The 14,810-nt window shown below is 65.9% G+C and carries 14 protein-coding genes; 6 read left to right on the top strand and 8 right to left on the bottom strand.

All coding sequences use genetic code 11. The annotated features are described in order from the left end of the window. Nucleotides 1-36: 36 nt before the first annotated feature. Both U5782_RS23960 and U5782_RS23955 read left to right on the top strand, forming a co-directional pair. Nucleotides 37-1,131 (top strand): sensor histidine kinase, encoded by a 1,095-nt coding sequence (locus U5782_RS23960; protein WP_322046365.1) that lies wholly within the window; start codon nucleotides 37-39, stop codon nucleotides 1,129-1,131. 35 nt (nucleotides 1,132-1,166) lie between these two features. Then, nucleotides 1,167-1,991 carry a LytTR family DNA-binding domain-containing protein gene (locus U5782_RS23955; protein ID WP_322046364.1) on the top strand — a complete coding sequence of 275 codons (825 nt, stop codon included), beginning with the start codon at nucleotides 1,167-1,169 and terminating at the stop codon, nucleotides 1,989-1,991. Nucleotides 1,992-2,144: 153 nt separating this feature from the next. On the opposite strand, the gene U5782_RS23950 is transcribed toward U5782_RS23955, so the two are convergent. From U5782_RS23950 to otnI, 4 genes are all read right to left on the bottom strand, one after another. Beyond that, nucleotides 2,145-2,645, bottom strand: coding sequence for a hypothetical protein (locus U5782_RS23950; protein WP_322046363.1), 501 nt, complete (start codon nucleotides 2,643-2,645; stop codon nucleotides 2,145-2,147). A 160-nt stretch (nucleotides 2,646-2,805) separates the two neighbouring features. After that, entirely contained in the window at nucleotides 2,806-3,711 is a 906-nt protein-coding gene (locus U5782_RS23945) for an SMP-30/gluconolactonase/LRE family protein (RefSeq protein ID WP_322046362.1), read from the bottom strand. Next, nucleotides 3,708-4,733, bottom strand: a complete 1,026-nt coding sequence (gene denD, locus U5782_RS23940; protein ID WP_322046361.1) for a D-erythronate dehydrogenase — start codon at nucleotides 4,731-4,733, stop codon at nucleotides 3,708-3,710. The genes U5782_RS23945 and denD overlap by 4 nt, the downstream gene beginning before the upstream one ends. 84 nt (nucleotides 4,734-4,817) lie before the next feature. After that, on the bottom strand, nucleotides 4,818-5,606 hold the full coding sequence (gene otnI, locus U5782_RS23935; protein WP_322046360.1) for a 2-oxo-tetronate isomerase: 789 nt from the start codon (nucleotides 5,604-5,606) through the stop codon (nucleotides 4,818-4,820). A 277-nt stretch (nucleotides 5,607-5,883) separates the two neighbouring features. On the opposite strand from otnI, the gene U5782_RS23930 reads away from it, so the two are divergent. After that, complete coding sequence (locus tag U5782_RS23930) at nucleotides 5,884-7,002, top strand: serine hydrolase (RefSeq protein ID WP_322046359.1); 1,119 nt, start codon at nucleotides 5,884-5,886, stop codon at nucleotides 7,000-7,002. 22 nt (nucleotides 7,003-7,024) lie between these two features. On the opposite strand, the gene U5782_RS23925 is transcribed toward U5782_RS23930, so the two are convergent. Then, nucleotides 7,025-7,525 (bottom strand): Lrp/AsnC family transcriptional regulator, encoded by a 501-nt coding sequence (locus U5782_RS23925; RefSeq protein WP_322046358.1) that lies wholly within the window; start codon nucleotides 7,523-7,525, stop codon nucleotides 7,025-7,027. A gap of 155 nt (nucleotides 7,526-7,680) precedes the next feature. Here U5782_RS23925 and U5782_RS23920 point away from each other — a divergent pair, with 155 nt between their 5' ends. Together U5782_RS23920 and U5782_RS23915 are read left to right on the top strand one after the other, a co-directional pair. Further along, the gene (locus tag U5782_RS23920; protein WP_322046357.1) at nucleotides 7,681-8,697 is read left to right on the top strand and encodes a 1-aminocyclopropane-1-carboxylate deaminase; all 1,017 of its coding nucleotides are present in this window, start codon (nucleotides 7,681-7,683) and stop codon (nucleotides 8,695-8,697) included. Nucleotides 8,698-8,702: 5 nt separating this feature from the next. Next, nucleotides 8,703-9,182 carry a hypothetical protein gene (locus U5782_RS23915; protein ID WP_322046356.1) on the top strand — a complete coding sequence of 160 codons (480 nt, stop codon included), beginning with the start codon at nucleotides 8,703-8,705 and terminating at the stop codon, nucleotides 9,180-9,182. Between the two features lie 50 nt (nucleotides 9,183-9,232). Here U5782_RS23915 and U5782_RS23910 read toward each other — a convergent pair whose 3' ends face one another. Further along, entirely contained in the window at nucleotides 9,233-10,327 is a 1,095-nt protein-coding gene (locus U5782_RS23910) for a lactonase family protein (protein ID WP_415914397.1), read from the bottom strand. Nucleotides 10,328-10,574: 247 nt separating this feature from the next. Here U5782_RS23910 and U5782_RS23905 point away from each other — a divergent pair, with 247 nt between their 5' ends. Next, nucleotides 10,575-11,936: an MFS transporter gene (locus tag U5782_RS23905; protein WP_322046355.1), complete on the top strand. Its 1,362-nt coding sequence runs from the start codon at nucleotides 10,575-10,577 to the stop codon at nucleotides 11,934-11,936. 49 nt (nucleotides 11,937-11,985) lie between these two features. Here U5782_RS23905 and U5782_RS23900 read toward each other — a convergent pair whose 3' ends face one another. Further along, nucleotides 11,986-13,122: a porin gene (locus U5782_RS23900; protein WP_322046354.1), complete on the bottom strand. Its 1,137-nt coding sequence runs from the start codon at nucleotides 13,120-13,122 to the stop codon at nucleotides 11,986-11,988. Nucleotides 13,123-13,269: 147 nt separating this feature from the next. Then, nucleotides 13,270-14,673: an MFS transporter gene (locus U5782_RS23895; protein WP_322046353.1), complete on the bottom strand. Its 1,404-nt coding sequence runs from the start codon at nucleotides 14,671-14,673 to the stop codon at nucleotides 13,270-13,272. Nucleotides 14,674-14,810 lie beyond the last annotated feature (137 nt).

Genomic DNA, 14,810 nt, shown 5'->3' with positions numbered 1-14,810 from the left:
CGCGCATCTCCACCCGCACCGACCCCGGACGGCGACATGCAACCCACCCGCAACGCGCTCGCCTGGCTCTGGCGAGAACTGCGCATCGCGATTCCGATGGGCGCGATCAGCACCGTGCTGTTCGGCAGTCTGGCGCACGACACGCTCGCGGCGAATCTCAAGTACTCCTTTAGCATCACGCTCTGCATCCAGGCGTTGATCGAAGGCGGCCGTTATGGGCTTGCGGCCCTGACGCAGCGCCAGTCAAACGACACCGCCAGCGCCGCCGCGCCCCAGCGCGTCTGGCCCGGCTGGAGGCTGATGGGGCCGTGGCTCGTGTTCTCGGTCTTGCTCGGCTACTTCGCCGGGCACGCCATCGGCGACTGGCTCACCGGCGTGCACCGCGATCCGTTCGCGTTCTTTCGCAATACCGGCGATCTGCTGCCCGCCTTCGGCCCGACCTTCGCGCTGGCGCTCGGCTGCACCTGGTTCTTCTACATGCGCGGGCGGCTCGCGGCGATGGAAGTGCGCACGCAGACGGCGCTGCGCACCGCCGCCGAGAATCAACTGCGGCTGCTCGTGTCGCAACTCGAACCTCATATGCTGTTCAACACGCTCGCGAACCTGCGCGTGCTGATCGGCAGCGATCCGCCGCGCGCACAGGCGATGCTCGATCATCTGAACGGCTTTCTGCGCGCGACGCTCGACGCCTCGCGTTCGGACTCGCACGCACTGGCGGCCGAATTCGCACGCCTGCGTGACTACCTCGAACTGATGCAGGTCCGCATGGGCCCGCGACTGCGCGCAACGTTCGACCTGCCCGACGCGCTGGGCGCGCTTCCCGTGCCGCCGCTGCTCCTGCAACCGTTGGTGGAAAACGCCATCAAGCACGGGCTCGAACCGAACATCGCGGGCGGCGAGATCGAGATCGGCGCGCGCCGCGAAGGCGCGACGCTCATACTGGACGTGCGCGACACCGGCGCGGGTCTGCACGCCCCACCCGCCGACGGCACGCGCTTCGGCCTGAGCCAGGTACGCGAGCGGCTGGCCGCGCTCTACGGCGATGCCGCGCGCTTCACGCTGACCGAACCCGGCGATGGCCGCGGCGGCGCGCTCGCCACCGTGAGCCTGCCGATCGCCTCGCCGCGCTGAGCGCCTTCTCCCTTCCCCCTTCCCGCAACACGCCCATGCACGCCACCGCCCTGATCGCCGAAGACGAACCCCTGCTGGCCGCGAACCTACAGGCCGAATTGCTGCGGTTGTGGCCAGAATTGCACATCGTGACGATGGTGGGCGACGGCGCTTCAGCTGTGCGCGAATGCCTCGCGCAACGCCCCGACGTCGCGTTTCTCGACATCCGCATGCCGGGCATGAGCGGACTGGACGCGGCGCAGGCACTCGCCGAAGACTGGCCGGGAGACGAGGCCGGCGACGCACCGCCGCTCGTCGTGTTCGTCACGGCCTACGACGACTATGCGGTGCGCGCGTTCGAGCAGGCGGCGCTCGACTACGTGCTCAAGCCGGTCCAGACGGAGCGGCTCGCGCGCACCTGTGAGCGCCTTCAGTCGGCGCTCGCCGCGCGCACAACGGCCAACACGGTCACCGCGTCGAACGCGCTAGAACCGCTGGTCGCGCAACTACGCGGCCTGCTCGGCATCGCGAACGAAGCCACGCAGGCCGGCGCGGAACCGCTGCGCGTGATCCAGGCGGGCACGGGCAACACCATCACGATGATTCCCGTCGATGAGGTGCTGTACTTCGAGTCCGCCGATAAATACGTGCGCGTCGTCACCGCCGAGCGCGAACATCTGATCCGCCTGTCGCTGCGCGATCTGCTGCAACGGCTCGACGCGAGCGTGTTCTGGCAGATCCACCGCGGCACGGTCGTGCGCGCCGACGCCATCGCGAGTGCATCGCGCGACGAAGCCGGCAAGCTCACGCTGCGGCTGAACGGCCACGCGGCGAAGCTCGTCGTGAGCCGTCTCTACGCGGACCGGTTCAAAAGCATGTGAAATGCATCGGAAGCGCATGCGCAACATCTGGTAAGCGTTGGTAACAACTTGGCGCTCAAGGCCTGCTTGCGCATCGCCGATATCCAGATCAGGGGTATTTACCGCGCTCGTGAGCGGTGCCGCATCATTTCGAGGACAGGAAGCCATGCAGATTCAGCCGACCAGCGCGGCCACCGTCGCCACCACATCCGCTACGACAAACACCAGTACAACGAGCAACGGCACGTCGGCGTCCAACGCGTCGAATGCGTCGAACGCGACTTCGAGCACCAGCAGCAGCACGGATAGCAGCAGTTCGTCGAGCAACGCCACAAGCGGCACATCCAGCAGCTCGTCGTCGGACACGTCCACGAGTTCGACCTCGGGCGCGAAGAAGTCCGGTGGTGGTGGCGGAGGTGGAGGCGGAGGATCGTCGTCATCGAGCGATGCGACCACGACCGCCATCGACAAGCTCAAGGCGCTGATCAAATCGCTCCAGTCGCAACTGGCGCAGGCGCAGAACGCGGTCGGTAGTTCGGCGTCCGCTTCTTCCTCTGGCGCGTCCTCGCAGTCGGGCTCGCAAAGCTCGTCGACGAGCGGTGCAAATGGCACGAGCGGCACAAACGGCACGAGCGGCGCCTCGAATACGTCAGGCGCCTCGGGTGCCGCGAACACGGCCAAATCGGCCGCGGCCGCGCAGCAGAGCACCGCGCTCGCAGCCGTGAACCAGATCGAATCGTCGCTGGAAACCGCGCAGGCCGAGCTGGTGCAACTGATGCTGGCCAGCGGTCAAACCACGGGTTTGCTCTCCACGACTGCCTGAAGCAGCCCGGCGCTAGCGCCCCGCGCCGCGCACGCCCACGTAGAGCGAATACACCGAGGACGTCGCGGTAATGAAAAGCCGGTTGCGGTTAAAGCCGCCAAAGGTGAGGTTCGACACCACTTCCGGCAGCAGGATCTTGCCGAGCAACTCGCCCTGCGGCGAGTAGCAGTGCACGCCGTCCTCGGCGCTGGTCCAGACGTTGCCCTGCTCGTCCACGCGAAAGCCGTCGGGCACGCCGCTCGCCATTTCAATGAAGACGCGCCCATTCCGGAGCACGCCGCCATCCACGTCGAACACGCGGATATGGCGCGGGCCGCCCTCCACGTGCGACGCCCCCGAATCGGCGATATAAAGCCGCGACTCGTCCGGCGAAAACGCCAGACCGTTAGGCTTCACGAAATCGTCGGCGACGCGGCGTGCTTCACGCTCGCCGCGCGCCAGCGCATAGACGTGGCAGCCGCCAATCTCGCCCTCGGCGCGAAAGCCTTCGTAGTCGCTCATGATCCCGTAGTCGGGATCGGAGAACCAGATCGTGCCCTGCGTATCGACGACAAGATCGTTTGGCGAGTTAAAGCGCTTGCCCTGATAGTGCGAAGCCAGCAGCACCACGCTGCCGTCATGCTCCGTGCGCGAGATGCCACGACGTCCATGCTCGCAGGTAACGAGGCGCCCTTCGTTGTCGCGCGTGTTGCCGTTGCTGAAATTGGCGTTGGTGCGGAACACGCCCACGCCCATGCCGGGCGCCCAGCGCATCATCCGGTTGTTCGGGATGTCGCTCCACACGAGCATATCCGCCGCCGGAAAGTACGCCGGCCCCTCGGTCCAGAGGCAATCGCCGGCGATTTTTTCCAGCGGCGCATTCGCCTGGATCAGCGAGCGAAAACGCGCGTCGTGCGTTTCGTAGTCTTGTCGGTTCATTCGCCCTTCTTGCGCAGTCCCACCCACGCGCGCTTTTCCGCCCAGGGCAGATCGTCTTCCACATAGGCCTGCACGATCGCGTGAAACGACGTATCGCCCACGAAGCCGAGCTTGCGCGCGCGCGTGTCGTCCCAACGCCCCGGCCAGCTGGTGACGATGCGCTCGATCACCTCGTCCGGCTCCCAGTCGACGCGCGCCACGGCCTTCGCGCCGCCGTACTGGCTCAGGGTTTCGATCATCTCGTCCACGGTCGTCGACACGCCCGGCAGGTTGACGATGCGCCGCGTGCCCAGCACCGCCGCGTCGATTTCGCTGGCCCGCACGAGACACTGCACCGCCTTGCGCGGCGAGAGCAGCCAGATGCTCGTCGCACCGCTCACGGGGCACACGGCGGTCTCGCCGTTGAGCGCCTCGCGCACGATGCCGCTCGCGAACGACGACGCTGCACCGCTCGGCCGACCCGGCCGCACCGCGACGGTCGGCAGACGCAGCACGCGCCCATCGACAAAACCGCGCCGCGAATAGTCGCCGATCAGCAGTTCGGCCATCGCCTTCTGCACGCCGTACGAGGACTGCGGATCGAGCGCGGTGTCGTCGCGCACCTCCTCGGGCAGCGTGCCGCCATAGACCGCCACCGAACTCGTGAACACGAGACGCGGCGTATGCCCGCGCGCGCGGCAAACCTCCAGCAGCGCACGCGTGCCGTCGAGATTGATGCGCAAGCCCTGATCGAACTCGGCTTCGGCTTCGGCGCTGAGCAGCGCGGCCATATGGAAAATCACGGCGGTGTCCGTGTCGATCAGACGCTCCAGCACCGCGCGATCCGCGGCATCGCCGGTTTCGACGCGCACGCGCGCATCGTCGAGCGCATGCGCGGGCGTCGTGTCGAGCAGCACCAGTTCGGTGATCGGCTCGGGCGCGCCGCCGCCCTGCAATGTCTTATGCAACGCCCCGCGCGCGAGCAGCTCGCCCGCCAGACGTTGGCCCAGAAACCCCGCACCACCGGTAATCAGCACTTTCATGTTCGAATGCTCCGTTCATGCTTGTGGGAATGCTTAGCGAAGAATTTGCGACGAATGATGCGGGCCGGCAGCGACGGGATAGCCTCAACCTCGCGCGGGCAGCCAAGGCCGAATCCAGCCGAGTCCCGCCGCCGCCGTCGTGCGCGGCCGATACTCGCAGCCGATCCAGCCCGTATAGCCAAGCGCGTCGATGCGCTCGAAAAGCCAGGGATAGTTGAGCTCGCCACGATCAGGCTCGTGACGCTCGGGCACCCCCGCGATCTGGATATGGCCGATGCCCGCCATGTCGCGCTCGAGCTTCACGCTGAGATCGCCTTCGACGATCTGGCAGTGATAGCAGTCGAACTGCACCTGGAGATTGGGCGCGCCTACCTCGGCGCAGATCGCATGCGCATCGTCCTGGCGGTTGAGCAGATAGCCGGGCATATCACGCGTGTTGATCGGCTCGATCAGGATCGTGACGCCTTCGCTTTGCGCAGCCTGCGCCGCAAAAGCGAGGTTCTTCAGATACGTTTCGCGCTGCGCCGCGCGCGCGTCCGGCGAGGCAGCGATGCCTGCCATCACGTGCAGCTTGCGATTGCCCAACACGCGCGCGTAGTCGAGCGCGCGTTCGATGCCGTGGCGGAATTCGTCCTCGCGGCCAGGCAAGCCGGCGATACCGCGCTCACCGGCGGCCCAGTCGCCCGGCGGCGCATTGAACAGCACCTGCGCGAGACCGGCCTCATCGAGACGCGCTTTCAGTTCTTCGGGTGCATGTTCGTAGGGGAATAGATATTCGACCGCCTCGAAACCGTCACGCGCCGCCGCGGCGAAACGGTCGAGAAATGCGTGTTCGGTGTACATCATCGAAAGATTGGCGGCAAAACGAGGCATCGAAAACTCCGGGTGCGCGCGCGGCTACGGCGCGCAATGTTGGCATCAGACCATTCTAAAAGCGCCTCCAGGCGCAAGCATCCGCGATAACCCTGAGACCGGTAACACGTCTTCGTCGCGACAACTTGCCCGCAAGAAGCTGCGCCACGGCCTGTCATGCCATGTAACATGGAGGGCTCTCGCGTGTTGCGCCCAATGGCTTGCATCAGTATTGCATCTGCCCAGTCCCGGCGCTTCGCATCCAGCCCATCCGTACCTGCTTCAACTGCCTCTGCCGGTGATTTCCCTTTCCCGACTTTCGCTCGCCCTTTCTGCCCTGTTCCTCGCCAGCGTCACGGCGACCGCCAGCTACGCCGCCACGCCGCACCGGCATCACGCCGATGCCCACACGCACGTCGTGGCGAAAAAGAAAAAGCTTTCGCGCAAACCGCGCCCGGCGCGTCATGCGACACCCGCTGTCGCCGCCAGCAAGCTCGCTGACGAGAAGCGACGCGCCCATCGCACGAAGCGCATGAAAACACGGCACACGCCGCATGGCGCACCGCCGTCGCGCGCCTCGCAAAGCGCTAATGTCGCGCCTGTCACGGATGTCGCGCAATATGGCAACGCGCCACATCTGCTCGCGCGCTGCGGCTTCACGCCCGCTTCGCGCAAGCGGCTCTTTTCGCGCTCGGTGTATATCGTCGACGAACAGACGCATACGCCGCTCTACGCGCGCAACGCCGATGTCGTCGCCCCCATCGCCTCGGTCTCCAAGCTGATGACCGCCGTGGTCTGGCTCGACCAGCGCCAGGCGCCGCTCGCGCAGCACATCGGCGTGACGGATGCCGATCTGGACACGCTCAAGTTCACCCACTCGCGCCTCACGGTGGGATCGAGCCTCACACGCGCCGATATGCTGCACATCGCGCTGATGTCGTCCGAGAATCGCGCGGCGGCGGCGCTCTCGCGCGACTATCCGGGCGGTCGTCCCGCGTTTGTCGCCGCGATGAATGCGAAGGCGCAGCAACTCGGCATGCCGCATACGTACTTCGTGAACGCGACGGGGCTCTCGCCGCAGAACGTCTCCACCGCGCGCGAACTCGCGCGGCTCGTGCGCGCGGCCAACGGCTATCCGCTGATTCGCCGCTACTCGACCGACGACGAGCAACGCGTGACAACGGGCCACGGCCAGCTTCAATATGTGAGCAGCAACCGTCTCGTGCGTTACGGACGTGTGCAGGCAAGCGTGCAGAAAACCGGCTTCATCAACGAGTCCGGGCACAACATGGTGATGCGGGTGATGGCGCATGGCCGGCGTCCCGTGATCGTCACCATGCTGAACAGCGCGAGCGCCGAAGGCTCGCGCCTCGATGGCGAGCGCATTGCGCATTGGGTCAACTGCTCGCTGCGCTAGTTATTCCCCATGCTCTGCCCGATCAAAGCGGCAACGCATGCGTCGACAGAATCTCCTTGAGCACCATGAACGAACGCACCTGGCGCACGCCCGGCAGATACAACAACTGCTCGGCGTGCAGCCGGTTGAAGCTCTCACTGTCGCGCGTGCGCACGAGCATGAAGTAATCGAACTCGCCCGTCACCACGTGGCACTCCATACAGCCTGACACCTTGCGCGCCGCTTTCTCGAACGCCGCGAATGCCTCGGGCGTCGAGCGATCGAGCACGAAGCCGATCACGACCGCCATTCCCGCGCCCAGCGCCTTCGGGTCGAGCAACGCGACGACCCCGCGAATCAGCCCCATCTCCTTGAGCCGCTCCACGCGCCGCAAACAGGCCGGCGCGCTGAGTTTCACCTTGCTCGCGAGGCTCACGTTCGAGATCGACGCATCGGCCTGCAACTGGCGCAGGATCGCGCGATCGATGCGATCCAGCACCGGCGCGGCGGGCGTGGCGGCGTCGGCATTCCGGCTTAATTTCATTGCGTCTTGCTCCTTCTGTACGAACTAAAAGTTTGTCTACTGAGCGCTACACGCCTTCAAAGTAAGTATTCGATATTTATTTCGCAAGCTCATTTTTTACGTGCGTTCCTATCATTCACTGACGACTACTTCACCGACACCGCCAGGAGCGACGCATGAACCTCGACCGTTTTCCCCGCTATCCGCTGACGTTCGGTCCAAGCCCCATTCAACCGCTCAAACGCCTTTCCGCGCATCTGGGCGGCAAGGTCGAGCTCTATGCGAAACGCGAGGACTGCAATAGCGGTCTCGCCTTTGGCGGCAACAAGACGCGCAAGCTCGAATACCTGATTCCCGAAGCGCTCGAACAAGGTTGCGACACGCTGGTGTCGATCGGCGGCATCCAGTCGAACCAGACGCGCCAGGTGGCGGCCGTCGCCGCGCATCTGGGTCTGAAGTGCGTGCTCGTGCAGGAGAACTGGGTGAACTACCACGACGCGGTGTACGACCGCGTCGGCAACATCGAGATGTCGCGCATTCTGGGCGCCGACGTGCGGCTCGTGCCCGATGGATTCGACATCGGTATCCGGCCTAGCTGGGAAGACGCGCTGGAAAGCGTGCGCAAGGCAGGCGGCAAGCCGTTTCCGATTCCGGCTGGCTGCTCCGAGCATCCGCTAGGCGGCCTGGGCTTTGTGCGCTTTGCCGAGGAAGTGCGCGAGCAGGAAAAGGAACTCGGTTTCCAGTTCGACTACATCGTCGTATGCTCGGTGACGGGCAGCACGCAGGCCGGGATGGTGGTGGGTTTTGCGCATGATGGGCGGGCCGATCGCGTGATCGGCATCGACGCCTCGGCCAAGCCCGCGCAAACGCGCGACCAGATCGCGCGCATCGCGCGCCATACCGCCGAGATCGTCAATCTGGGCCGCCCGATCCGCGACGAGGATATCGTGCTCGACACGCGTTACGGCGGCCCCGAATACGGGCTGCCGAACGACGGCACGCTGGAGGCGATTCGCCTTTGCGCGCGTATGGAAGGGATGCTGACCGATCCGGTCTACGAGGGGAAATCCATGCACGGGATGATCGACAAGGTGCGCCTGGGCGAATTTCCGGCGGGCTCGAAGGTGCTGTATGCGCATCTTGGCGGCGTGCCCGCGCTCAATGCCTATAGCTTCCTGTTCCGCGACGGTTGATCGCCATGCGCCCCGCTCTGGCAATCGACACGGATCGCGGCGTCTGGCTGCGCGCGCCCTGTTCGCTGACACAGGTGTGCGCGGTGGTCGACGATACGACCCCGCCGCACCTCGTCACGGCATTGACCGAACGCTTCGGCAACGCGCCGCAGTTCAGCCTGCTCGAATTGCATGCGCCCGACGAATTGCACGCGCAATGGCTGGCGTCGTTCGAGGCGGAAGCTGCGGCCCCCGCGCGCCATCCGGTCGACGTCGACCGCTTGCTTGCGCCCCTGCCGCCGGGCTGCGTGCTCGCGCTCTGTAGCCAGGCCGTCGACAAGCTCGACTGGCTCGGCTCGGTCACGGGCCTGTCATGCCGGCCCATTGCGCTGCACGCCGCAGATCGCGCAGCAAGCCTGGATGACAGCCAGACGGCACACGCGCTAGACGCCGTCGGCGCGATATGGATGGAAACGCTCACCGCGCAGTTCGGCGGCGAGCGCTGAACGGTTCCGGTGTCGATCGCCTGTTATGCGATAGTCGATCGACACCGGACCTACTCGTTCGACCCCGCGTAGCTCACCACCTCGACCCAGTTCGCGCCCTTGCCCACCGGATACTGCCCGGCCTCGTGCAGCGCGCCGGTCTTCGCGTCGATGCGATAGACGCTCATCGTCGGCGACAGCTGCCCGACCGCGAACAGATAACGCCCCGAAGGATCGATATTGAAGCCGCGCGGCTGCTTCTGCGTCGCATAGGTGCCGATGCGCGCGAGCTTGCCCGTCGCCTCGTCCACCCGATACGCCGCGAGCGTGCTGGACGTGCGCTCCGACGCGTAGAGAAAGCGGCCGTCCGGCGTGAGATGGAGATCCGCGCCCCACGGTTTGTCGCCGTGAAAATCGGGCGGCAAGATTGAAATCGTCTGGATCGGCTTGACCGTATCGTGCGTGGCATCAAAGGCCAGCACGTGCAGTTTGCCGTCCAGTTCGTCGATCCGATACACGAAGCGCCCATCGGCCGCGAACACGAAATGGCGCGGGCCGGACTTTTCAGGCAACGCATACGCGGGCGCGGCGTCCTCAGCCAATTGCCCGGTCGTGGCGTCGAAACGCAGACGCAACCACGCATCCGCGCCCAGCACCGAGGCGAACGCATAGCGGTTGTCCGCCGACGTGCGGATCGCATGCGCCATCGGTCCGGTCTTGATGGTCTGCTGGACCTCGCCCGCTACGCCATCCGTGCCGATGCGGTTCACCGCCAACTGATTGCCGCCGTACGAGGCGGACAGCAGATAGCGGCCCGTCGCGTCGGTCGACAGATACGCCATGCTTTCGGCCAGCGGCGCGCGGCCCAGTTCGGCGAGCCGCCCGTCGAGCGGATCGATCGCGAAACTCACCACGCGATACGGCTGCGAGCGCAGGCCCGCATAGAGCCGCCGATGATCGGGCGAAAGCGCCATCGGCATGACCGTGCCGCCGACCGGCACCGTTTCGACGGCCGCCAGCGCGCCGCTGGTGTCGTCCAGACGGAACACCGAAATATCCTCGCTATCCGCATTCGAGACGTAGACGAATGTCGCCGCCTGCGCCGCGACCGCCCCCGCGAGTCCGATCACCGCCCCCACCATCGCCTGCACCACCTTTCTGTTCATGTTTGCCTTTGCGCGCCGTGGGCGCGTCCGCCATGTTGTCGAACAACTTTCGGGACGATCCCATACGCAGCGAGCAGCGACAAATCCACGTTTACCCGCAATTCATAGGAATTTTCGCGCATCGCGATTGATCCTGCGCTGACAGGCACGGTACGATTGGCTCTGACAAGTTTAAAAGACGTATTACAACTAGAGCCGTACCGAGACAGGGAAGCCCACCTTCCCGCGCACCAAAGGGTCCAGCACCATGCCGTTGAGCCGTACCGCCAATCCCGCCGCCGCCGACGCCGCCGCGCGCACCAAAGTCCGCTACGTCATCCTGGCGCTGATCTTCGTCATCACGACGCTCAACTACGCGGACCGCGCCACGCTCTCGGTGACCGGCACCGCGATGCGCGGCGAATTTGGCTTCGACGCCATCCACATGGGCTATATCTTCTCGGCGTTCAGTTGGGCCTATGTGCTCTCGCAGTTGCCGGCGGGCTGGATCCTCGACCGCTTCGGCGCGCGCCGCGTCTACGCGGGCAGCATCTTCCTGTGGTCGCTGTTCACGCTGCTGCAAAGCGCGATTGGCGTGCTGGGTAGCGCGGCGGCCGCCGTCGCAGCCCTCTTCGCGCTGCGTTTCGTGATGGGCGCGGCCGAAGCGCCCGCGTTTCCGGCTAACGCGAAAGTGGTCGCCAGTTGGTTCCCGACGAAAGAACGCGGCACCGCATCGGCCATTTTCAATTCGGCGCAATACTTCGCGGCGGTCGTGTTCACGCCGCTCATGGCGTGGGTCACGCATGCCTACGGCTGGCACCACGTGTATCTGATGATGGGCGTCGGCGGGCTGGTGCTTGCGCTCGTGTGGCTCAAGGTCATGAAGAATCCGGCCAGCCATCCGCATATCAACCGCCAGGAACTCGACTACATCGAGGAAGGCGGCGGCCTCGTCAACGGTCATCAGCGCAAAACGCGCGACCAACGTGAAGCGCGCGCGGCGAACAGCGGCTGGCAACTGATGCGTCAATTGCTCACGAACCGCATGCTGCTGGGCGTTTATCTCGCGCAGTACTGCATCAACGTCATTACGTATTTCTTCCTGACGTGGTTCCCGATCTACCTCGTGCAGGCGCGCGGCATGACGATCCTGCAAGCGGGTCTGGTGGCGTCGCTGCCGGCGGTCTGCGGTTTTCTCGGCGGCGTGCTGGGTGGCGTGCTCTCCGACGCGCTGATCCGTGGCGGCTGCTCGCTCACCGTGGCGCGCAAGGCGCCCATCGTGGGCGGCATGGCGCTTTCGGCGTGCATCGTCGGCTGTAACTACGTGCACAGCGACTGGCTGGTGGTCGCGCTGATGTCGCTCGCGTTCTTCGGCAAGGGACTCGGCGCGCTCGGCTGGGCCGTGGTGGCCGATACGGCGCCGAAGGAAGCGATCGGCCTGTCTGGCTCGATCTTCAATATGTTCGGCAATGTGGCCGGGATCGTCACGCCGATCGTGATCGGCTATCTGGTGGCGAAGACCGGATCGTTCGACGGAGCGCTCGCGTTCGTGGGCGTGAACGCGGCCATCACGGTGTTCAGCTATCTGGTGATCGTGAAGGAAATCAAGCGCGTGGAACTGGCGTCGTAACACGCGCAAAACGGATGGCCGCGCGCGTGAGGCGCGCGGCTTCGCCACTTTAAAAGCTGTGCCGGATACCCGCCATGATGCCTAGTTGCCCCATCCCCGGCGCAGGCGTCGTGCCGCCGCCGCCCTGGCTCACGGTATAAGCCGCCTTCGCACTGTTCCAGAGGTAGGCACCCTGGAGATACACCGCGCTGCGCTTCGAGAGCAGATAGGTGGTGCGCAGCGCGGCAATCGTGCCGCGCGCATCGTCGTGCGCGTTGACGATGTGATACACGCCGCCATCGACGATAAACGCCGCCGTGACCGGATACGAAGCGGTCATGTAGAACTGATCCGAATGCACGTTCGGCGTCGCGGCCGAGACCGTGTCCACGCGCCGCCCGAGCCAGCCGCCGCCCAGACGCAGCGCGCCGATATGCCCATAGCCGTTCAGCTGCATGCGCACGTCGGTATCGCCGGGGTTCGTGAACGCGAAAGTGGGCGTGCCGTCATAGAGATTCGCCGATGCGCCCGCGCCGCCGCGCTGCTGGTCGTACGACGCCGCCACGCCGTAGCCGTTGCGGTCGTAACGCAGCATCGCCGACCACTCGCGGCAGGTCTGCGCGCTGCCCGGCACCGGCCCCACGCAGGTGCCCTGCCCCGGCGAGTTGCCCGTGCCCGCCGAATCGCGCCCGAACGACCAGGTCGCGCCCAGCGTGAAGCCCGCATACGTGCCCTTGTAGGCGACGGTGTTGTCGCTGCGCGCGCTCGGCAGATACTGGTCGAACGACGCGGTGCCACCGTAGATGTCGGGGCCGAGCAGGTCGGCGTCGGTGATGGCCCAGAAGGTCATCGTGTACTGGCGACCGAAGGTGAGCGCGCCATACGGCGTGTCGAGGCCCACCCACGCCTGGCGGCCGAACATCCGGCCGCCCTGGTTGAGCGTGCCGCTGCGCATGTTAAAGCCGCTCTCCAGAGCGAAGATGGCCGACCATCCGCCGCCCAGCCCTTCGCGTCCGCGCACGCCCCAGCGCGAGGGCATCTCGCCCGTGATGCCGGGCATGCGCACCACGGCGTCGCCCGCGGCATTGGCATGCGAAACATATTCGATGCCGGTATCGACGATGCCATACAGCGTGACGCTGCTTTGCGCGCACGCCGCCGCGCTGGCGCCGAGCAGCGCCGCTCCTGCTGCGATCCGAAGTTTCATGACGATGCAAGTCTCCTGTTGTGATTTTTTGATTCGCAATCCTGATCGAATGCGAGCGAACGCCTTCGCCCGCATGCGCGAATTCGTGGGTCAGACGATGAGAGCCGCCGCGCGCGCAGTCAGCGGCGCGCGACGGGGAACGAACGATCAGCGAGCCTGATCGGCGGGAATATGGCGACGCACGACGGCGAGCGCAAGCAGCACGGCGGCCATTGCCGCGCCCAGCATCAGCAGATAGGCGAACGCGCCGCCCGCCGTGATGACGGCCGCGCCCGCGAACGCGCTGAGAATCGCGCCGATGCGGCCGAACGCCAGCGCCGATGCCGTGCCGGTCGCGCGGACGCTGGTCGGATAGACGTAGGCGCACAGCGCATAGAGCGTCGATTGCACGGCGTTGACGAACAGTCCATGCAGACCGAGTCCGGCGATCAGCCAGCCCGTGTGCTGGGTCGCGCCGACACCGAGGATCATCCACGCACTGGCCGCGCCGCCCGCGCAGCAGAGCAGCATCGGCCCGCGCGAGCCCCAGCGCGAAATCGCCAGCGCACAGCCCAACGCGCCGATCACGCCGCCCAGGTTGTAGGCGCTCAAGCCATAGCCCGCGAGCGAGACCGACAGGCCTTCGGCCGTGAGCATCGACGGCAGCCAGCTGAACGCGCTATAGACGGCCAGCAGGCACATGAAGAACGCCGCCCAGATCGCGGCACTGTCGCGGGCGCGGCCATCGCGAAAGAGCGCCGTGAAACCCACGTGCTTTTCCGCGCGCTGCTCGCGCAGATCGGTGAAGGTGGCGTTGGGCGCGACGTCGCGCGCCATGCGGCCGAGCAGGCGCGCGAGTTCCGGCCAGCGCTGCGCGCGGCGAGCGAGAAAGCGCGGCGACTCCGGCAACGACACGAGCAACGCAATGGCGAGCACGAGTGGCAGCACGCCGCCCGCGATGAAGAGGCCGCGCCAGCCATACACGGGCAGCACCTGCGCCGCGAACAAGCCAGCCAACATGCCGCCGAGCGGCACGCAAACGATCGTCGCCGTTACCGCGAAGGTGCGCAGGCGCGCGGGCGTGTACTCGGCGGTCAGCGTGGTCGAACTGGGCAACGCGCCGCCAATGCCCAGGCCCGCGACGAAACGCAGCGCCGCGATGACCGCGATATTCGGTGCGAGCCCGATCGAGCAGGTCGCGATACCGAACACGAGCACGCTGCCGATCACCGCCCAGCGACGCCCGAAGCGATCCGCGAAAAGACCGGCGCACGCGCTGCCGATCCCCATGCCGATGAGCCCCGCCGCCACGACCGGCGCGAACGCGTTGCGCGTGATGCCCCACTCCTTGATGAGCATGGGAATGGCAAAACCGATCAACTGGCTATCGAAGCCATCGACGACGATCGAGAGCGCCGCGAGCACGACGACGCACTTTTGCAGCAGCGTGAAGGGGCCATCGTCGAGCGCCTGGCCGATATCGACTGCCGTGCCGCCGTGCGCGATGCCAGCGTGCGCCGCGCTATCGGCTTCGGCCGCGCCCGCCGCCGGGGCGGGAGGGGAATAGTTCATCGAGTTGTCTCCATCTATTGTTGTGTGCACGAACGCGCTTGTCTGTGTCTTATGCGCGCTGCGTCAGTATCGCTGCGCCCGTGCGCAACGGGCATTGCTCATTTGCACCAGGGCCATGACGTATCGGCATGGCTTGG

It is taken from the genome of Paraburkholderia sp. J67 (genome assembly GCF_905220265.1).
GTDB lineage: Bacteria > Pseudomonadota > Gammaproteobacteria > Burkholderiales > Burkholderiaceae > Paraburkholderia.
Note: the sequence above shows the minus strand (reverse complement) of the source record. Positions and strands in the feature narration are given on the sequence as shown.